The sequence below is a fragment of the Caldicellulosiruptor morganii genome (assembly GCF_026810225.1).
GTDB lineage: Bacteria > Bacillota > Thermoanaerobacteria > Caldicellulosiruptorales > Caldicellulosiruptoraceae > Caldicellulosiruptor > Caldicellulosiruptor morganii.
In genome coordinates this window covers 1143007-1162880 of record NZ_CP113865.1, presented here as the reverse complement: position 1 = coordinate 1162880, position 19874 = coordinate 1143007, and the positions used below count along the sequence as shown (strand labels likewise).

The following is a 19874-nucleotide window of genomic DNA, read 5'->3' as shown; positions in this document are numbered from 1 at the left end:
CCCCTACACAGCGTTCTGGATAAGTTCTTTTCTTATGGAATCTAATGCACCTTTAACTGTAGCGTCAACCTCAATATTGTTGAACAGAAGCTTTATCCCACCAATGATACTTTTATCAATCCTAATTTTAAAACGAGGATTCTTAACACCATACCTTTTTAAAAGCCACTTGGATATTTTTTTCAAAGCATTCTCATCAATTTGCTCTGATATAATAATTTCAACATCTACATTGCCCATTATCCTGTCATACATTTCTTTATAGTAAAAAGGTATATACGGAAGTAAAATCTCTCTTCGTTTATCGATTAGCAAACAGACGAGATTGATAATGTATCTATCAATGCTTTCATCAAGGAATTGTTTAATCTTTTCTTTCTTCTGCGATATTTTCATTTCAAGGTCAAACAAAGTATCTACAAACTGTCTATTTGTCCTAAACAGCTCGTATATTTTAAAGAGATCCTCAAAAAACTTCTCAAGCTTATGCTCTTCTTCAGCAAGCTTAATTAGCCCTTCGGCATATCTTTTTGCTGGCAACATTTTTAAGCAACCCCTGCCTCATCAAATATATTTTCAACCATTTTCTTATTTTCTTCTGTATTTAAATTCTTTTCAATCACCTTTGATGCAGCAAGAAGAGCAATCGAGACAAACTGATTTTTGAGCTCATTGATTTGTTTTTTCTTCTCAATTTCAAGCTGCTTGAGAGCATTCTCTATAATCTTGTTTGCCTCAAGTCTGGCATCTTCAATAATTTTATCAGCCTGTTTTTGTGCTTCAATCATGGCATTCTGGACTATCTCGTTTGCCTTCGCATGTGCCTGAGATAAGATGTTTTCATATTCTTCCTTTAATTTTACAGCCTCTTCTTTTGACTTTGCAGCAAAGTCAAGCTGTTCTTGAATTATCTGTGAACGTTTTTCCATAAAAGCAGTTACTTTTTTGAAAAAGAATATTCTATAAACCAGATAAAGTATCAAAAAGTTTATAACAGCCCAGAAAAACATGTTTTCAAAGATAGCAAGATCAAACATCTATTTGATCATCTCCTTCTCTGTCTCTCTACCAAATGTTTTACTATAAATCTAAAATCCAATTTTGAAAATAAGAGACAACGCTCCCCAAGCTATCTGGAGAGCGCTTAAATTTTTGTAATTAACATAAACGCAATAACAAAACTGTAGATTGCAACAGCTTCTGCCAAAGCAGCACCAAGCAAGAACAGTGGAAAGATTCGTCCAAATGCCTCTGGCTGTCTTCCCACAGACTCGGCTGCCTTAGCAGTTGCGATACCAATACCAATACCTACACCCACTCCTGCAAGCATTGCTATAGCTGCTGCCAATGCTGTCATAACAGAACACCTCCAAATTTTTTATTCTTCCAATGCTTCATATAAATAAATCATGGACAAAAATGTAAAGATTACTGCCTGTAGAACACTATCAAAGATGTCAAAATATAAACTCAACGCTGCTGGTATACCAACAGGAGGTATATGAGCCTTTATAAGCCCGTGATATACTAATTCCATTATGGTAACACCAGCAAGGATGTTGCCAAACAATCGGGCAGAAAGTGAAAGAGTTCTTGTGAAATAGTCCAAGAACTTAAAAGGAAATATTACTGGCATGGGTTTGAAATGGTCCAAAAACCATCTGACCGGGTTTTTTAGAATAATGGTTGAAATTAGCAATACCAAGATTGACATAACACCAAAACTTGCAGTTACGTTTAGATTACTTGTGGGTGGCTGAAGTCCTATTAGTCCTAACAGGTTAAGACAAAGCAAGAACAAAAATAGCGTACCCAAATAAGGAGCAAATATATGCCAGTAATGACCCAAAAAACTTTTGGTAATCTTGTTTATTGAGTCAACTATGAATTCAGCTACCATTTGTTTTTTTGTGGGAACCAACTTCATGTTGGATGTGAGATAAAATGCCAGTATAATTAAAAATGCCATTACTCCCCACATTTCAACAACAGCTACCCTCACAGGAATCCCCTTGCCAATCGGTATAGTGAATAAAACCTTCATCACACCTTCGCCCATTTTACTTTTCACTTCCTTGACAGTGTTTTATAGGTGTAAGCTATAATAAATGAAATTACAATAAACAAAGGATAGCTTATTAAGGCATAAATAAGATATAAAAACTCTCTTTTATAGAATTTAAAAATAAAACCTGAAAACAGTATCAAGCCTGCAATAGCAAAATTATGAATCAAAAAATAACCAAAGTTAATTTTGCCTTTTAGTGCAAATTTTAAAAGAGATAACAGAGAATATAAAATACATAACAGTATCAAGCTGCTGAGAACTACTGTAACAAAAGCAGATATACTTCTGGAGAAAGCAAATATTATCACATAGAATATGAAATTTACAATCCACAACACCTTAAAAGCAAAGCTTACAATATCCTTCATATCACATCACACAAATCCACTTATTAAATATTTTACACCCATTTGCTACAAAATTCAAGCTTTTATAAAAAATTTTTTGACATCACTCCCACTCAATTGTAGCAGGCGGTTTTGAAGTAATGTCATATACAACTCTGTTTACCTTTCTTACAGTATTCACAATCTCGTTTGAAACTCTTTCTAAAACATCATAGGGAATCCTCGCCCAATCAGCTGTCATTCCATCAACACTTGTAACAGCTCTGAGCGCAACAGTGTAATCATATGTTCTCTCATCACCCATCACACCAACACTTTTCATGTCAGTAAGTACCGCAAAGTACTGCCAAATCTCCCTGTCAAGTCCACAAGCTTCAATTTCTCTCCTGAAAATCCAATCAACCTCCCGGAGTATTTCAAGCTTTTCCTCAGTAACCTCACCAATTATCCTTATTGCAAGACCAGGTCCGGGAAACGGCTGACGATATACAATCCTTTCAGGAATTCCTAATTCTATTCCTACCCTTCTCACCTCATCTTTAAACAACTCTCTCAGGGGTTCAATTATCTTTTCAAACTTCATTTGTTGTGGAAGACCACCTACATTGTGATGACTTTTTATTGTAGCAGCTTTTCCAACTCCACTTTCAACCACGTCAGGATAGATTGTACCCTGAACTAAAATCTTTATATCTCCCAATTTTGCTGCTTCCTCTTCAAAAACACGTATAAACTCTTCTCCTATTATTTTCCTCTTTTTTTCAGGGTCTTTTACACCGGCAAGCGCTTTTAAAAATCTGTCCTTTGCATCAACCATAATTACATTCATATCAAACTGCCCTCTGAATGTGTTTATGACCTCTTCTGCTTCTCCTTTCCTCAAAAGCCCATGGTCCACAAATATACAAAAAAGATTTTTGCCAATGGCTTTGTGAACAAGTACTGCCGCAACAGAAGAGTCAACACCACCGGAAAGTGCGCATACAACCTTTTGATTGCCAACAATTCTTCTTATCTCATCTATTTTTTCTTCTATAAAAGATGAGGTCTTCCAGTCACCTTTGCATCCGCAGATATTATACAGAAAGTTCTTTATTATCTCCTGCCCATGTTCAGTATGAACAACCTCCGGATGGAACTGAACACCATAAATTCTCTTTTCTCTGCTGCCAAATGCAGCAATAGCACAGTTTTCTGTAGAAGCCAGAATCTCAAAGCCCTCCGGAAGTTCTTCCACAAAGTCAGTATGGCTCATCCAGCAGACTGAATGCTCTGGTAAGCCCGCAAATAAAGGCGAATTTGTGTTGTATTTTATATGTGTTTTTCCATATTCCCTGAAAAGAGCAGTTGATACCTTTCCCCCTAAAAGATGTGCAATAAGCTGATTCCCATAGCATATGCCAAGAATCGGAATGCCAGTTTCAAATATTTTCTTATCAACAATTGGAGCATTCTTTTCATACACACTTGATGGTCCACCTGTAAAGATTATTCCCTTTGGTCTTTTTTCAATTATCCTATCTATGGGTGTGTCATATGGCCAGATTTCACAATAAACACCAGATTCACGAACCCTTCTTGCAATCAGTTGATTGTATTGCCCTCCAAAATCAAGTACAATAACAATTTCATGTTGCAAAATTAACCATCCTTTCTTCAGAATTTTTAAATATGATAATATATAAACACAAGGATAGGAATTGTCAACAGAGAAAAGAGTGTTGTTATAAATATTGTACGTGTAGCATATGAACTATCCGCTTTATACCTGTATGAAAGCACTGAACTTATAATCGCTGTTGGCATCCCTGTCTGCAGCACAATAATAAGTCTTGTAAAGTTATCAAGGTGCATATATTTTGTAAGATACATAAATAGCACAGGAATAATTACCATTTTGAGTGCAACAATTCCATAGGCAGGATATGTCTTTATTGTATCTTTAAAAGAGACATCTGCTAAAAGACAGCCAATAAAAAACATGGACAAATAGATGGTGGTTTTCCCAAAAGGATTTAAAGCATCATAAATAGTGAAAAAAATTTTATTGTAGCAGGTTAAAACTTCACTGGATAAAACCCCTTTTAAAAGATAGACTATAAATGCCGAAAAAATAGCAATTGAATTTGCATTTATAAAGCCAAATTTAGTTTTTTCATTACTATGTTTTGTTATTATTGAAAGTCCCAGTGACCAGGCCAGAAAATCATGCATTATATTATAACTTGCAGCATAAAATACACCTTTTTCACCAAAGATTGAATACAACAGCGGAAAAGACAGAAAACCAGTATTTCCAAAAGCTGAACAAAAAATATGTGTGTAAAATGTTTTCCCCTGAAGTTTAAAAAACCTTGCTGTTATGTATCCTACACCGAGCAGCAACATAATTCCAATGAAAGCTGAAATTATCAATGTAAAAACATTCTTAACCACTTCTGAAGAATAGGGTTTGCTGCTTATGGTTGTAAATAACAGAATCGGAGCAGTCACTTTTATTATCAGTTCACTTACAGCATCTTTTATGGTTGATGAAAACAATCTTGTTTTAGTTCCAATAAAACCAATAAATATAACTGCAAAAAGGTATAAAATGTTTTTTAAAAGAATCAAAACTTCCTGGTTCATCTCTGCTATAACCTTTCCGATAAAAGAGATTTCTGTACAAGCTCTATTATATAAAAAAAAAGTGCCATTTTACAAGGCGCTTTATTCACTAATTTCTATCTCCTCAATTTCCTGTGCTGAATTTGCAAGTGAATTTAGCTTTGCCTTCATTTTGTTCATTACCTCTTTTGCCATGTCTGATGAATACTTTTCCATTGCAAAAACAGGAGAAGCATATGCAGTTGAAGCTTTTACAATTCGTATAACTTTGAGCTGCGGCTTGTCTTGTGTTGTGGGTCTTACCTTTGCATTAAATAAGAGATAATCTGCATATCCTTGTTTAAAAACCCCGATCACTACCTCCTCATAGGGCTGGGATGTAATTCCTCCATCTCCTGTTGATTTTATGTTCATTGGAATAACCTGCGTTTTTCCGTCTTTGCCTGTTGTATATAATTGATCCAGGTTAGAAAAGACTACATTTGCCCCCTCAACAGGTGTTCCGGTCTTGCTGTCCACTACCATTACTTGAAGATAACCTTTAAGATTATCTACTTTTGCAACCTCTTGTGTTTGAGTTTGTGCAGTTTTTTGTATTTCAGTAGATGTTATCTTTGCATTTTCCAGGCTTTTGTTTAAAATTATACCAACCAATGCAATTACAAATATGGCTAAGATTGTAACAGCTAAAAATCGATTTGAGACTTTACTTAGCATCTTCCCCTGTCTCCTTTAATAATTAGTGTTTCTATACTACAATATATTACTAAGCAAAATTTTATATAACCTAATTTGTTTACAAAAAAAATTGCGGGGTATAAATAATTTTGAATATGAAACTTTTTTGACAAGGGGAGTGAAATCACAATGTATACAGAATTAAAAGAAAATGTATACTCGGTGGGGGTAAAAGACCCTGAACTTAGAATATTTGATATTGTAATGTATACAAAGTATGGAACAACATACAACTCTTATCTTGTAATTGGGAGTGAAAAAGTTGCGCTTATTGAAAATGTAAAATATAAGTTTTTTGATCAGTTTCTGGACAATATCAAAGAAATAATTGACCCTGCAAGGATTGATTATCTTATAGTAAATCACACAGAACCAGATCACTCAGGTTCAATTGAAAGATTGCTTGAGATAAATCCGAAGATAAAAATACTGGGTAGTAGCTCTGCCATGAAATTTCTAAAAAAGATTACGAACAAAGATTATGAATTTCAAATTGTCAATGACAGAGATCAAATATCCCTGGGTGACAAAACATTGAAATTTATCTCTGCTCCTTTTTTACACTGGCCTGATTCCATTTACACTTACCTTGTAGAGGATAGTATACTCTTTACCTGTGATTCTTTTGGCTGTCATTACAGTACAGAAAATCTTGACATAAACTGGGTAATGAATAATGACAGAGAAGGATTTATGGATGCTTATAAGTACTACTATGATGTGATTATGTCTCCATTTAAAAGTTATGTACTTCAAGCGATTGAAAAGATAAAAGATTTGAAAATTGATGTCATTGCAACAGGTCACGGTCCAGTTTTGACAAATTATAAAGACCAGCTTATTGGTCTTTACAGGTCATGGTCAGAAGAACTCCTAAAAACACCTGAAAAACCCTATGTTGTAATTGTCTACGTTTCGGCATATGGATACACAGAAATGCTTGCCGAAAAGATTTCTAAAGCTATAGAAGATGCTGGTATAGATGTGTTTATATTCAATGCCATCCAGCACAAAATGGAAGAAATCCTGGAAAAGATATATGGAGCAAAAGGTGTTCTGTTTGGTTCACCCACTATAAACTCAGATGCTCTTTTACCAATATATGAAATATTGATAAGGCTAAACCCAATAGTTCATAAAGGCAAAATTGCTGCTGCCTTTGGGTCATATGGCTGGAGTGGAGAAGCTGTTTCGAACATTGAAGCAAGATTAAAACAGCTAAGGTTCAAAGTAATTGAACCTGGTCTGAAAGTAAACTTCAAACCAAACGATGAGGAGTTAAAAAAGGCATATGAATTTGGTATACTATTTGCTGAAAAGATAAAAGAGTAAAAGCTGGTGTTAAAAATGGAGAAATTTGATGTAGTGATTGTTGGTGGTGGGGTTTCTGCGTTAACGGTTGCAGAAGAGATAAGAAAAGAGGATTTCAAGCTTTCAATATGTATGTTAAGTGATGAAAAGGTGTTGCCCTATTACAGATTGAAACTGCCTTATTATATTTTCAGTTCTATCGATGAAAAATTTTTTATAAAACCTAAAAAGTGGTTTGAAAATAACAATATAAAAATCTATCTAAAATCACCTGTGACTGGAGTTGATTTTGACAGAAAAGTTGTATCATACTCAAACGATAAAATTGAGTATAAAAAGCTTGTAATTGCTTCTGGTGCCAGAGCATATGGCGGCGATGATGTGGTTGACATCACAGCAAGAGATGATGTTTTTTATTTGAGAACATATGAAGACCTTTTACGATTGAAGGAAACCATCCCGAAAGTCTCTGATATAACTATTATAGGCGCAGGTCTTTTAGGATTAGAACTTTCTTCAATGCTTGAAGGTAAAAGAGTGTCTTTGATTGAAATGGCAAAACAACTTTTGCCAAAACAGTTGGATGAAATAGGTGCTACCCTTTTCGAAGAAGAGATAAAAAGAAAAGGGATAAATGTAATTCTTGATTCCAGGGTTGAGAAAATAGAAAAAAACAGCGGTAAGTTGAAAATTTTTCTTTCAAACAATAAAGAGATTTTCTCGGACATTGTGATTTTTTCGGCAGGTGTCATACCAAATACAGATTTTGTCAACAACAAACAAATACTGAGCTACAGAAATGGCATTGGTGTAAATAACAAAATGCAAACCTCAATAGAAGATGTATTTGCATGTGGAGATGTAGCATATCTTGATAACCAAAATCCTGGAACATGGACTTTTGCAGTTGAAAGTGCCAGGGTGGTTGGTAAAAACATCCTTGGACAAAATGTCGAATATCAAAGAAAACTAACACCATACTTTCTGAAAGCATTCGGAATGGAGATAGTCTCTGCTGGTATTATAAATGACGTAAAAGATTCAAATCTTTTTGAATTTCTTAACAAAGAAAAGATAATCTATAAAAAATTTGTGGTCAGAGAAAACAAATTGATTGGGTATCTGCTCATAAATGATACAAAAACACACTTCCAGATAAGTAAATTTTTAAATCAGGAAGTTGATCAAAAGTGGATAGAAAGGTACCTTGACATAAAATAAACAAGGGGCTTTACACCTTTTATTAAACGGTGTAAATACCCCTTTATTTTTTTGCAAAAATCCTGTCTTTTAGAATTTCTCTTAAAAACATACCTGTGTAAGATTTCTCACACATTGCAACCTCTTCTGGCGAACCAGCCACGACAACCTCACCGCCTCTGTCTCCACCTTCCGGTCCTAAATCAATTATATAGTCAGCAACCTTTATAACATCCATGTTGTGCTCAATAACAATAACCGTGTTACCCATATCTACAAGCCTCTGCAGGACATTTATAAGCTTGTTCACATCATCCATATGAAGTCCAGTTGTTGGCTCATCCAAAATATACAAAGTTCTACCCGTTGCCTTTTTAGAAAGCTCTGTTGCAAGTTTTACCCTTTGTGCCTCACCACCGGAAAGTGTTGTTGATGGCTGACCAAGTTTGATGTAGCCAAGTCCCACATCATAGAGTGTTTGAAGTTTTGCCTTAATCCTTGGAATATTTTTGAAAAATTCAAGCGCTTCTTCAACAGTCATCTCTAAAACATCGGCTATTGTCTTGTCTTTGTATTTTACCTCTAAAGTCTCTCTATTGTATCTCTTACCCTTGCACACTTCGCAGGGAACATATACATCGGGCAAAAAGTGCATTTCAATTTTTATAATTCCATCTCCACCACAAGCCTCACATCTTCCACCTTTGAGATTAAAACTAAACCTTCCTGCTTTGTATCCACGCATTTTTGCCTCGGGTGTCTGGGCAAATATCTCCCTTATAAAGTCAAAAACACCTGTATAAGTTGCAGGATTAGAACGTGGAGTTCTTCCAATTGGCGACTGGTCTATATTGATTACTTTATCAAAATGTTCAAGCCCAATTATCTCTTTGTACCTGCCCGGCTTTTCCTTTGATTTATTCAGTATAGAACTTGCAGCTTTGTAAAGTATCTCATTTATCAATGTGCTTTTACCGGATCCTGAAACTCCCGTCACGCAGGTAAAAAGCCCAACTGGAAAGCTAACATCAATATTTTTTAGATTGTTTTCACAGGCCCCCTTTATTGTAAGCCATCTACCATCCGGTTTTCTTCTTTCCTGAGGAATCTCTATTCTCTTTTTACCCGAAAGATACTGACCTGTGATGGACTCTTCACAGGAAATTATGTCTTCCAATGTACCAGCTGCGACAATTCTGCCACCATGCTCCCCTGCCCCCGGTCCTATGTCGACTATATAATCAGCCGACCTTATTGTATCTTCATCATGCTCAACAACAATTAACGTATTGCCCAGGTCTCTGAGCCTCTGCAAAGTTTTTATAAGCCTGTGGTTATCACGTTGATGAAGACCAATACTTGGCTCATCAAGGATATACAAAACTCCTACAAGTCCAGAACCAATCTGTGTTGCAAGTCTTATTCTCTGTGCTTCCCCCCCTGAAAGAGTACCTGCCGAACGTGAAAGTGTTAAGTAATCAAGTCCAACATCTATCAAAAAGTCCAGTCTTGCTAAAATCTCTTTTAGAATAGGCGCTGCAATAATCTTGTCTTTACCCTGTAAATTTAAATTTTGCAAAAATTCTTTTGTCTCCAAGATTGTCATATCAGCAACATCTGCAATTGACTTTCCCTCAATTAATACTGACAGTGCCTCTTTTTTTAATCTTTTCCCAAGACAGTCAGGGCATGTAAATGTGCTCATGTACTCTTCGATTTCTTGTTTTACATATTCTGATTGAGTCTCTTTATATCTTCTTTCAAGGTTATTCACAAGCCCTTCATACCTGGCATAATAAACTCTGCGTGGAGTGTAAATCTTTATTTTCTCCTCTCCTGTGCCATACAAAAAGATATCAAGAATCTTCCTATCAAGTTTATTTACAGGAGTGTTTAAACTAAAATTGTATTCTTTTGCCAATGACTCTAAAACCATTCTGGCATATGAATTTGTCTCACTAAAATTCCATCCATTTATAGCAACCTGACCTATAGGCATCGACTTGTCAGGAATTAACAGGTCAGGATCAACTTTTTGCAAGTACCCGAGCCCCATACAGGTCGGACACGCACCATAGGGAGTGTTAAATGAAAAAAGACGTGGAGTTATCTCTTCAAACGAAACTCCACAGTCAACACATGCAAAGTTCTGTGAGAATATAATTTCTCTCTCGCCAACAACATCTATAGTTACAATTCCACCTGAAAGTTCCAATGCTGTCTCAATCGAACCTGTAAGCCTCGACTCTATACCATCTTTGACCACAAGTCTGTCAACAATAACATCAATGTTATGCTTTTTGTTTTTGTCAAGCTTTATCTCCTCTTCAAGCTCATAGATTATACCATCAACTCTCACCCGAGCAAACCCACTTTTCCTGAGCTCCTCAAATTGTTTCTGATACTCTCCTTTTCTACCTCTTACAACAGGCGACATAATTTGAATCTTTGTCCCTTTTTGAAGCTTCATTATCTCATCAACCATCTGGTCAACTGTCTGCTGTGATATGGGTTTACCGCAATTATAGCAGTGAGGCTTTCCAACTCTTGCAAACAGAAGTCTCAGATAATCATAAATCTCTGTAATTGTACCAACTGTGGAGCGAGGATTTTTGGATGTTGTCTTCTGGTCAATGGATATAGCAGGCGACAGTCCCTCTATATGTTCTACATCCGGCTTTTCCATCATACCCAAAAACTGGCGTGCATATGAGGACAATGACTCAATGTACCTTCTCTGTCCCTCTGCGTAAATGGTGTCAAAAGCCAGAGAAGATTTCCCTGAACCTGAAAGACCGGTAAACACTATAAGCTTATCTCTTGGAAGTTTCAGGTTTACATTTTTCAAGTTGTGTTCCTTTGCACCTTTTATTATGATATATTCCTTAGACATTTTGCATTCTCCTTTTTGGAAGTACCCTAAAGTAGCTTCTTTAATTCGAATATTTTATCTCTTATCTTAGCTGCTTTTTCAAACTCAAGTTCTATTGCCAATTTCTTCATTTGCTGTTCAAGCTCTTTTATATATTCTTCTATTTCCTGTTTAGACATGTTATTTAAAATGTCTTTTTCTATACTTTCATACTTTTCTTCCTCTTCTGCAACAGAAATAGTGGCTTCAATAATCTGTCTTATTCCCTTTCTTACAGTCTGAGGCACTATCCCATGCTTCTGATTGTACTCTATTTGAATCTTTCTTCGCCTGTTCGTCTCTTCAATAGCCTTTTTCATAGCATTCGTAATTCTGTCAGCGTACATAATCACTTTACCATCAACGTTACGTGCAGCCCGTCCAATTGTCTGAATAAGTGAGGTCTCTGATCGCAAAAATCCTTCTTTGTCGGCATCCAGAATGGCAACAAGTGACACTTCAGGTAAATCAAGCCCTTCACGAAGCAAGTTTATCCCCACTAAAACGTCAAACTTTCCAAGTCTCAAATCCCTTATTATCTGCATACGCTCTATTGTGTCAATATCCGAGTGCATATACCTCACTCTTATTCCTGCATCTTTCAAGTAATCTGTAAGACTTTCTGCCATCTTCTTTGTAAGTGTTGTAATCAAAACCCTCTGGTTCTTCTCCACTCTTTTTCTTATCTCGCCAATCAAATGGTCAATTTGCCCTTTGACAGGATGCACCTCAATTTCTGGGTCGACAAGCCCTGTGGGTCTTATAATCTGTTCAACAACTCTTGAGGATTTCTTGAGTTCATAAGGACCCGGTGTTGCACTTACAAATATAACCTGGTTGAGTTTTTCTTCAAACTCCTCAAATGTAAGAGGGCGATTGTCATAAGCAGATGGTAGTCTAAAGCCGTATTCCACAAGTGAATCTTTTCTTGCCCTGTCACCGTTATACATAGCCCTTACCTGAGGAATTGTAACATGCGATTCATCAATGAACATTATAAAATCTTTTGGAAAATAATCAAGCAAGGTATAAGGAGGACTTCCGGGTGGTCTGCCAGTCAAATGTCTTGAGTAGTTTTCTATCCCCTTACAAAAGCCCATTTCCTGAAGCATCTCTATGTCGTATCGTGTCCTTTGCTCAAGCCTTTGCGCTTCGACAAGCTTACCCATATTTCTTAGCTCTTGAAGTCTTTGTTCAAGTTCCTCTTCAATACTTTTAATAGCTCTTCTTAGCTTCTCAGAGGTTGTTACATAGTGTGATGCTGGGAATATTGCAACATGATTTCTTCTTCCAATTATCTCACCGGTTAACACATCAAACTCTGTGATTCTCTCTATTTCATCTCCAAAAAATTCTACTCTGATTGCTCTGTCTGTAGTTGATGCAGGGAATATTTCAAGCACATCTCCACGTACTCTAAACCTGCCTCTTCTAAAATCAATGTCATTCCTTTCATATTGCATTCTAATAAGCTCTCTTATCACTTCATCTCTATCTTTCGTCATCCCGGGCCTCAATGACAGTGTTAAATTTAAGTAGTCCTCTGGACTACCCAGGCTATAAATACATGAGACACTTGCTACGATTATTACATCTCTTCTTTCAAATAAAGCAGAGGTCGCAGAGTGTCGCAGTTTATCTATTTCATCATTGATGGAGGAGTCCTTTTCAATATATGTGTCTGTCTCGGGTATATAAGCTTCTGGCTGGTAATAATCATAATAGCTTACAAAAAACTCTACAGCATTTTCAGGAAAAAACTCTCTGAACTCACTGCAAAGCTGAGCAGCCAGCGTTTTATTATGTGCCAGGACCAAAGTGGGCCTTTGAACATTTTCTATTACCTTGGCCATTGTAAATGTCTTACCTGAGCCGGTAACGCCAAGCAAGGTCTGAAATCTTTCACCTTTTAGAATACCTTCAGTGAGCATTTCAATAGCTCTGGGTTGGTCGCCTGTCGGCTTGAAATCTGAAACAAGTTTAAATTTTTTCATACTCTATCACCAAATTTATTTTACAATAATGCAAATCGAATTTCAAACATATGTTTGGGAAAAATTGCAAGGCTTTAAAACTCAATCATCACCATTTTCAAATTCACTTTTATATAGCCTTTTGTATATTTCGTAATTTTTGAAAACCCTTCTCACAAAATGGTTTGTCTCTTTGAAAGGAATTTCATCTATCTCAAAAGTAGCTCTGTCTTTTTGATAAAGCCATTTATCCACATTTGACATGCCGGCATTATATGCCGCAACCGCAAGCTTTGTATCGTTTTTGTAGTAATCTATAAGGTATTTTATATACCATGTGCCGAGCAGAATATTGTAATCGGGGTCATATAGCTTTTCTCTGCTGTAATCCAATTCAAGTTTACAAGCAACCCATTTGGCAGTAAGAGGTGATAGCTGCATAAGCCCTATTGCACCTCTTCTGGATACGGCAAACTGGTTAAAATTGCTTTCACTTTTTATTATTGCACATATTAAATATGGGTCCACATTTATCGCTTTGCTATATTTTTTAATACTGTCTGTAAACCTCAATGGATACACCTGTTTTAAAATAAAAAAGTAAAATCGCTCAAAAAACAAAAGAAAAATCAAAAGCAATATAATTACTACAATCTTTTTTTTCAAATCAAACCATCCTCTTTGAGATATTTTCCTACAATAGCTTTCAAATTTTCAATATCTGAGTTATTTACAATCACTCTGTTTGCTAAATTCCTGTACTTTTCAATATCTTTCTGTCTCTCCAAGAACTTTTCAATCTCTTCAATATTATATCCATTCCTTCTAACTACCCGCTCAATAATAGCTTCTTTTTCACATTCAATATACCAGATTACAGAACAAAGCCTGTCAAGTCCAATTTGAAACAAAAGAGCAGCATCCACCACTACAGGTTTGTCTTTGTACTTTTCAGTAGTTAAGAACTTTATTCTTTCAAAGATGGCAGGATGAGTAATACGGTTCAGCTTCTCCATATTTGAATCAGAAGACAAAACAATTTTCCTCAATTGAGCTCGATCAATTTGATTGTTTACCAGAATCCCATCTCCAAAGGTCTTTAGTAACTCTAACCTTAGCTCATTGCTGTTTTGCAAAAGCCAATGGTATTCCCTGTCAACATCTATAATATCAAAACCATAATATTCCTTCAATATGCTACTCACGGTACTCTTGCCAGAGCCAATCTTCCCTGTGATTCCCAAAACCTTACTTTGTTTCATACCAATTTGAACCTTCTTTCACTTCAACTACCAAAGGAACTTTCAACAAAACCGCATTTTCCATCTCCGATTTTACTATTTCCTTTACTATCTCTTTCTCTTCATAGGGTGATTCAATCAAAAGTTCGTCATGGACCTGCAGAATAATTCTTGATTTTAAATTGTTTTCTTTTAGCTTTTTATAAACTCTTATCATTGCTATTTTCATAATATCTGCAGCACTTCCCTGGATAGGTGAATTCATTGCTATTCTCTCTGCATAGTTTCTCAGGTTTTTATTGGTAGATTTTATATCCTTAATATATCTTTTCCTGTTAAATATTGTCAAAACAAACCCATTTTCACGGGCAAACTTGACAACATTGTCCAAATATTCTTTTACTCTGGGATACTTTTCAAAATAACGATTAATAAACTCGGCTGCCTCTTTTCTTGAAATCTTTATATCCCGTGAAAGTCCATAATCAGATATACCATATACAATTCCAAAGTTAACTGCTTTTGCCTGGCTTCGCATAATTGGTGTAACCTGACTTATATCCACACCAAAGATCTCTGCCGCCGTCTGTGAATGAATATCAAGGTTATTTTTAAAGGCATTTATCAGTCGTTCATCCTCAGAGATATGTGCAAGTATTCTAAGCTCAATCTGAGAATAATCAGCATCTATCAACACATAACCTTTATCTGGAACAAATGCCTTTCTTATTAGCTTTCCCTCATCATATTTTACAGGAATATTTTGCAGATTGGGCTCTGCACTTGCAAGTCTTCCAGTTGCCGTACCTGTCTGAATAAAGTTGGTATGAATCCTTCCAGTTGCAGGATTTATTGCCTGAACCAGCCCCTGACAGTAAGTTGTCAGTATTTTCGTATACATTCTATAATCCAGAATAAGCGGTATTATGTCATGTTTATCATACAGCTCTTCCAATACCTCGGCATCTGTTGAATATCCTGTTTTGGTCTTTTTAACAACCGGAAGCTTCAGTTTTTCGAATAATATATATGAGAGTTGTTTTGGCGAGTTTATGTTAAACCATTCACCGGCTATTTGATAAATCTGTGATTCCAGCTTTAAAAGCTTGCTCTCAATCTCTTTTGTATACTCCTGCAAAGTGTTTTTATCAACCTTAAAACCGATTTTCTCCATTTCATATAAAATGGGAACAAGAGGCATCTCTATGCTTTCATAAACGTATTGTGCCGAGTTTAAATCAATGAGTTTTGAAAGTTCATCCCAAAGATTTCTTAATAAAACAGTAGCACCAGCCCATCTATTCTCTTTGATTGCAGCTATATCAGTGTTGAGATAAGAAATAAACAATGTTTCCAAATCGTACGAACTGCGTGTACTGTCCAAAACATATGAAGCCAACATAACATCATTACAATTTTTTATCTGATTAGCTTCATCAAAGTCCACCTTATGGAGTATATTTTTTAAATCATATACAACCTTTTGAATGCTTTGGACTGTTAAAAGATCTTTAATAGCTTCTTTATCAGAAGTTGTAAAAATGGTTGAGGTTTGATGGTCATAAATATAAAAAAGTCCTTCTTCATCTGAGTACAATAGATAGATTTCTTTGCCTTCTATTTCTGAAACATCACGAAGTTCTTTAATACTAAATTCAGGTAGCTGAAAGTTCTGCCTTGCATAGTTAATCTCTTCTGAAAAGCCCAGTCTTTTAATAAAGCTTTTAAACTCAAGTTGAAGTAAAATCTGATAAAGTCTTTCTTTGTCCCATTCTTTGGTTTTTAATTCTTCAAGATTCACCTCAATTGGTAAGTCGCATATGATAGTAGCCAGTCTTTTTGATAAAAATGCCATGTCTTTTCCTGCCTCTAACTTCTCTTTTAGCGATCCTTTAATGTTATTTAGATTCTGATATATATTCTCCAGAGTCTGGTACTCTTCTAACAGCTTTATAGCAGTTTTATCTCCAATTCCCTTAACACCTGGTATATTGTCTGACGCATCACCTACTAACGCTTTATAGTCAACAACCTGATGCGCAAAAACACCATATTTTTCTTTGACATTTTCTACAGTATACAAATCTTTAGTTGTCCTGTCAAACCTTGTTGTGACTATTTTGACAATTACATTTTTATCAAGTAACTGAAGTGTATCTCTGTCTCCGGTTATTATCACAATCTCTAAATCCCAGGCTTTAAATCTATTTACAAGTGTGCCTATAACGTCATCAGCTTCATACCCTTCACATTCTAATACAGGAATGTTCATAGCAGCAAGTATTTCTCTTACGTAAGGTATCTGAACCTGAAGAGAATCTGGCATTGGTTTTCTGTTAGCCTTGTATTCTTCATATTCACTTTTTCGGGCAGCTCTTCCCTTTTTGTCAAAAGCCACTGCTACGTAATCCGGTTTTTCAGAATCTAAGTATTTCAACAGCACATTCAAAAAACCATATATAGCATTTGTAGGTATGCCTGTTGAGGTAGTAAGCTGTGGCAAGGCAAAAAAAGCTCTATACAGAATACTATTCCCATCAAAAATAACAAATTTCATCTTTTATCTACCCTTTCAACAAGTTTAATTGATTCTTCTTTGTTATAAGAGTAGTTATTCGTGTAAAAATGTCCACTATTAAAATTATAATTCAAAACAAGTAAACCTTTTAACTCCTCGGCTATCCTCTGATAACTTGAGTATTCATAGTATTTAAAAAGCATTTTATAAAGTTCATAGCAGATATAAATTGTCATTGTCTCCTGAGCAAAAAGGAAATTGTCAAATCTTTCTTCAAAATTTTCAATATTGAGCAGGGTCCTGTCAGAAAAAAATTTAAAGTGCCTTACAACATTAAGTTCAATCTCTTCTATTATCCTTTCAACTTCTTGAACTGGTTCACTCAAACTCAAATGACATAGTTGAAAATACAAAAGTAGAATGTAAGGTAGATGATAATAAGTCTTCAGTTCAGTTAACATAATATTTTTACGGTAAAAGTTGCAATATATTTTATCTTCATTCAAAACAAGATCTTCAATTTGCTTTTTGAGGTAAATCAGAGTAGTTTGCTGTATTTTCGAAACTTTTAAAAGATTTAAATAATACATGCTCGATGCCTGCAATGTAGAATCATAGATAAAATGAAAATTAGCTGATTTTTTTGAAAAATATAAAAAGAACAGCTTTAATATCTTGCCGGGTACAAACAGCGACATTCCAAACTTTCTTGCAATATCTTCTTCCTGGCACTTATCAATTTCAATTATCTTAATAGGATTTTTATATGGGGTTTTAAAAATTTCATATTTTATATCATAATATCTGATAGCACTGCTTGATTTTAAAATACAGTTGTATAAAGAGTCTCCTTCAAAAATCTCAATATTTATATTAACTTTAGAGTTTTTCCCGGCATACACAGATGTCAGCAAATTTTGATAGTAAAAGCATACAGTATTGTCATCTAAAGAAAATGAGCTAAAAAAGCCTATATACAAAAGTCGGTTTTTTATTTTTGTGCAAAATCTAAAGAATCTACTTTCTATATTCGAAAATCCCGAAAGTTTCAACAGAAAATATTTTTTTCCTTTTCTTAAAACTACTTTCTGAAAATCAGAAGGTGAAAAGACAAGACCATTTTGACCTTTTTGAAGTTTTTCCATAAACAGAACTTCAAAACCCTTTATATCTATTGCCAATGCTATACTGTTTACTGATGAAGGCTTTTTAAAATCTATATTTACATTCAAACCATTTTGAGTGTACAAAAACTCATATGAAACTTTATCTACTTTTTCTCCTAATTCTTTTATTTGTCCATCAATCTCTATATAACAGTGATTTTCAAGTACCATTCTTCTTTTTGCCTTTCTATACCTGTTTATATTAACTATTATACACCATAAAAAAGCCCTAAGTCATCAAACTTAAAGACGACTCAGGGCAACAAATTTTAAAAGCTCTTTATTTTTTCTCAAACATATCCTTACCAACACCACAAACAGGACAAACCCAATCATCTGGTAAGTCCTCAAACCTGGTCCCTGGTTGAATGCCGTTTTCAGGATCTCCTTTTTGTGGATCATACTCATACCCACATATTGAACATACCCAGATATCCAATTTATACCTCCACTCCTTACCTTAAAATTTTTCTGACACATTATTTATACCTCATTTGAACTGCCCTTAAACAGGAAATCTAAAAGATTTCTTTGTCACCTATATCAGTTCTGTAAAACATATTCTCAAAGTGAACCTTATTAATTTCTTTATATACTTTCATCTTTGCATCTTTGAGTGTGCTATCAACTCTTACAATGTTCAGCACTCTGCCGCCGGCTGTTTTTATTCTGCCACTGTCATCCAACTTCGTATTGGCATGAAATACAATTGTATCACTTTCAAGTCTATCCAAACCCTGAATTACAAAGCCAGTTTCATATTTTTCAGGATAGCCTTTTGAGGCAAGCACAACACAAATTGAAAACTGGTCCGAAAATTTTGCCTCAACACCTTTTAAATTACCTTCTGTGGCTTTTACCATAATCTCCAAAAGCTCACTTTTCATAAGTGGTAAAATGGCCTGTGCTTCAGGGTCGCCAAATCTTGAGTTAAACTCCAAAACCATAGGTCCTTCTTCTGTTAAAATTAATCCGCCGTATAGCACACCCTTAAACGGTCTTCCTTCCTTTCTCATTCCGTATATTGCTTTTAGCATTATATTTTCAAGTATGTCCTCAAAAAGTCTTTTATCAACAAGCCTTGATGGCGAAAAAGCTCCCATTCCACCTGTATTTGGCCCTTTATCTCCATCAAACGCTTTTTTATGGTCCCGTGCAACTGTTAATGGTACAATGTCTTTGCCATCGGAAATGACAAAAATGGATACCTCTTCACCTTTCAAATAGTCTTCAATGACAACCTTCTCTCCAGCTTCCCCAAACACCTTTTCTTTCATCATGAGATTGAGAGCATTTAATGCCTCAAGCCTGTCTTGAGCAATTGTCACACCCTTACCCAGAGCAAGCCCATCTGCCTTGATGACAATGGGGTATTTTGGGTTTTTATTTACAAAATCAATCGCATCTTCATAGCTGTAAAATACATTGTATCCTGCTGTTTTTATACCATACTTTTTCATAAGATCCTTCGCAAATACCTTGCTGCTTTCTATCATTGCGGCATCTTTGGTCGGACCAAATGTCTTTATGCCAAATGATTCAAGATAATCAACAATTCCGTCTGCAAGCGGATTGTCCGGACCGACAATCACAAAGTCTATCTCCTTTTCTATACAAAAGTCTTTCAGCTTGCCAAATTCATTTACCTTTATATCAACACAGTTTGCAATTTCGCAAATCCCTGCATTTCCAGGCGCACAGAACAGATCTCTGTAACCTTCGTTGTAAATCTTCCAGGCAATAGCATGTTCACGCCCACCATTTCCTACGATCAATATCTTCATTCCTCAATTC

At 35.4% G+C, this 19874-nt stretch carries 17 protein-coding genes; 2 read left to right on the top strand and 15 right to left on the bottom strand.

The genetic code is table 11. From position 1 onward, the window contains the following. Nucleotides 1-3: 3 nt before the first annotated feature. From atpH to OTK00_RS05610, 7 genes are all read right to left on the bottom strand, one after another. Nucleotides 4-543, bottom strand: a complete 540-nt coding sequence (gene atpH / locus OTK00_RS05640; protein ID WP_045169418.1) for an ATP synthase F1 subunit delta — start codon at nucleotides 541-543, stop codon at nucleotides 4-6. 2 nt (nucleotides 544-545) lie between these two features. Then, nucleotides 546-1037, bottom strand: coding sequence for a F0F1 ATP synthase subunit B (gene atpF, locus OTK00_RS05635; protein WP_045169417.1), 492 nt, complete (start codon nucleotides 1035-1037; stop codon nucleotides 546-548). Between the two features lie 107 nt (nucleotides 1038-1144). Next, the gene (gene atpE, locus OTK00_RS05630; RefSeq protein WP_045169416.1) at nucleotides 1145-1357 is read right to left on the bottom strand and encodes an ATP synthase F0 subunit C; all 213 of its coding nucleotides are present in this window, start codon (nucleotides 1355-1357) and stop codon (nucleotides 1145-1147) included. A gap of 21 nt (nucleotides 1358-1378) precedes the next feature. After that, nucleotides 1379-2059 (bottom strand): F0F1 ATP synthase subunit A, encoded by a 681-nt coding sequence (locus OTK00_RS05625; RefSeq protein WP_045169415.1) that lies wholly within the window; start codon nucleotides 2057-2059, stop codon nucleotides 1379-1381. A gap of 459 nt (nucleotides 2060-2518) precedes the next feature. Further along, nucleotides 2519-4054, bottom strand: a complete 1536-nt coding sequence (gene guaA, locus OTK00_RS05620; RefSeq protein WP_045169413.1) for a glutamine-hydrolyzing GMP synthase — start codon at nucleotides 4052-4054, stop codon at nucleotides 2519-2521. A 26-nt stretch (nucleotides 4055-4080) separates the two neighbouring features. Beyond that, nucleotides 4081-5043, bottom strand: a complete 963-nt coding sequence (locus OTK00_RS05615; RefSeq protein ID WP_045169412.1) for an AEC family transporter — start codon at nucleotides 5041-5043, stop codon at nucleotides 4081-4083. Between the two features lie 81 nt (nucleotides 5044-5124). Then, on the bottom strand, nucleotides 5125-5739 hold the full coding sequence (locus OTK00_RS05610; RefSeq protein WP_045169411.1) for a hypothetical protein: 615 nt from the start codon (nucleotides 5737-5739) through the stop codon (nucleotides 5125-5127). A 150-nt stretch (nucleotides 5740-5889) separates the two neighbouring features. Here OTK00_RS05610 and OTK00_RS05605 point away from each other — a divergent pair, with 150 nt between their 5' ends. Both OTK00_RS05605 and OTK00_RS05600 read left to right on the top strand, forming a co-directional pair. Continuing rightward, nucleotides 5890-7092, top strand: a complete 1203-nt coding sequence (locus tag OTK00_RS05605) for an FprA family A-type flavoprotein (RefSeq protein WP_045169410.1) — start codon at nucleotides 5890-5892, stop codon at nucleotides 7090-7092. A 15-nt stretch (nucleotides 7093-7107) separates the two neighbouring features. Further along, complete coding sequence (locus OTK00_RS05600) at nucleotides 7108-8292, top strand: NAD(P)/FAD-dependent oxidoreductase (RefSeq protein ID WP_045169409.1); 1185 nt, start codon at nucleotides 7108-7110, stop codon at nucleotides 8290-8292. 43 nt (nucleotides 8293-8335) lie between these two features. Here the strand turns inward: OTK00_RS05600 and uvrA are convergent, their stop codons facing one another. From uvrA to purD, 8 genes are all read right to left on the bottom strand, one after another. After that, entirely contained in the window at nucleotides 8336-11164 is a 2829-nt protein-coding gene (gene uvrA, locus OTK00_RS05595; protein ID WP_045169408.1) for an excinuclease ABC subunit UvrA, read from the bottom strand. A 26-nt stretch (nucleotides 11165-11190) separates the two neighbouring features. Then, nucleotides 11191-13176, bottom strand: coding sequence for an excinuclease ABC subunit UvrB (gene uvrB, locus OTK00_RS05590; protein WP_045169406.1), 1986 nt, complete (start codon nucleotides 13174-13176; stop codon nucleotides 11191-11193). Nucleotides 13177-13257: 81 nt separating this feature from the next. Beyond that, entirely contained in the window at nucleotides 13258-13821 is a 564-nt protein-coding gene (locus OTK00_RS05585) for a lytic transglycosylase domain-containing protein (protein WP_045169405.1), read from the bottom strand. Next, nucleotides 13818-14417, bottom strand: a complete 600-nt coding sequence (coaE, locus tag OTK00_RS05580; protein WP_045169404.1) for a dephospho-CoA kinase — start codon at nucleotides 14415-14417, stop codon at nucleotides 13818-13820. The genes OTK00_RS05585 and coaE overlap by 4 nt, the downstream gene beginning before the upstream one ends. After that, nucleotides 14404-16953 (bottom strand): DNA polymerase I, encoded by a 2550-nt coding sequence (gene polA, locus OTK00_RS05575; protein WP_045169403.1) that lies wholly within the window; start codon nucleotides 16951-16953, stop codon nucleotides 14404-14406. The genes coaE and polA overlap by 14 nt, the downstream gene beginning before the upstream one ends. Then, the gene (locus OTK00_RS05570; RefSeq protein WP_045169402.1) at nucleotides 16950-18251 is read right to left on the bottom strand and encodes a hypothetical protein; all 1302 of its coding nucleotides are present in this window, start codon (nucleotides 18249-18251) and stop codon (nucleotides 16950-16952) included. The genes polA and OTK00_RS05570 overlap by 4 nt, the downstream gene beginning before the upstream one ends. A gap of 109 nt (nucleotides 18252-18360) precedes the next feature. Continuing rightward, nucleotides 18361-18519, bottom strand: coding sequence for a rubredoxin (gene rd, locus OTK00_RS05565; protein WP_082054626.1), 159 nt, complete (start codon nucleotides 18517-18519; stop codon nucleotides 18361-18363). A 79-nt stretch (nucleotides 18520-18598) separates the two neighbouring features. Continuing rightward, entirely contained in the window at nucleotides 18599-19864 is a 1266-nt protein-coding gene (gene purD, locus OTK00_RS05560; RefSeq protein WP_045169400.1) for a phosphoribosylamine--glycine ligase, read from the bottom strand. Nucleotides 19865-19874 lie beyond the last annotated feature (10 nt).

What these genes read in the sequence shown, in the direction of transcription:
- atpH (WP_045169418.1), bottom strand. Translation starts at nt 543, where the DNA reads ATGTTGCCAGCAAAAAGATATGCCGAAGGGCTAATTAAGCTTGCTGAA.
- atpF (WP_045169417.1), bottom strand. Translation starts at nt 1,037, where the DNA reads ATGTTTGATCTTGCTATCTTTGAAAACATGTTTTTCTGGGCTGTTATA.
- atpE (WP_045169416.1), bottom strand. Translation starts at nt 1,357, where the DNA reads ATGACAGCATTGGCAGCAGCTATAGCAATGCTTGCAGGAGTGGGTGTA.
- OTK00_RS05625 (WP_045169415.1), bottom strand. Translation starts at nt 2,059, where the DNA reads ATGGGCGAAGGTGTGATGAAGGTTTTATTCACTATACCGATTGGCAAG.
- OTK00_RS05615 (WP_045169412.1), bottom strand. Translation starts at nt 5,043, where the DNA reads ATGAACCAGGAAGTTTTGATTCTTTTAAAAAACATTTTATACCTTTTT.
- OTK00_RS05610 (WP_045169411.1), bottom strand. Translation starts at nt 5,739, where the DNA reads ATGCTAAGTAAAGTCTCAAATCGATTTTTAGCTGTTACAATCTTAGCC.
- OTK00_RS05605 (WP_045169410.1), top strand. Translation starts at nt 5,890, where the DNA reads ATGTATACAGAATTAAAAGAAAATGTATACTCGGTGGGGGTAAAAGAC.
- OTK00_RS05600 (WP_045169409.1), top strand. Translation starts at nt 7,108, where the DNA reads ATGGAGAAATTTGATGTAGTGATTGTTGGTGGTGGGGTTTCTGCGTTA.
- uvrA (WP_045169408.1), bottom strand. Translation starts at nt 11,164, where the DNA reads ATGTCTAAGGAATATATCATAATAAAAGGTGCAAAGGAACACAACTTG.
- uvrB (WP_045169406.1), bottom strand. Translation starts at nt 13,176, where the DNA reads ATGAAAAAATTTAAACTTGTTTCAGATTTCAAGCCGACAGGCGACCAA.
- coaE (WP_045169404.1), bottom strand. Translation starts at nt 14,417, where the DNA reads ATGAAACAAAGTAAGGTTTTGGGAATCACAGGGAAGATTGGCTCTGGC.
- polA (WP_045169403.1), bottom strand. Translation starts at nt 16,953, where the DNA reads ATGAAATTTGTTATTTTTGATGGGAATAGTATTCTGTATAGAGCTTTT.
- OTK00_RS05570 (WP_045169402.1), bottom strand. Translation starts at nt 18,251, where the DNA reads ATGGTACTTGAAAATCACTGTTATATAGAGATTGATGGACAAATAAAA.
- purD (WP_045169400.1), bottom strand. Translation starts at nt 19,864, where the DNA reads ATGAAGATATTGATCGTAGGAAATGGTGGGCGTGAACATGCTATTGCC.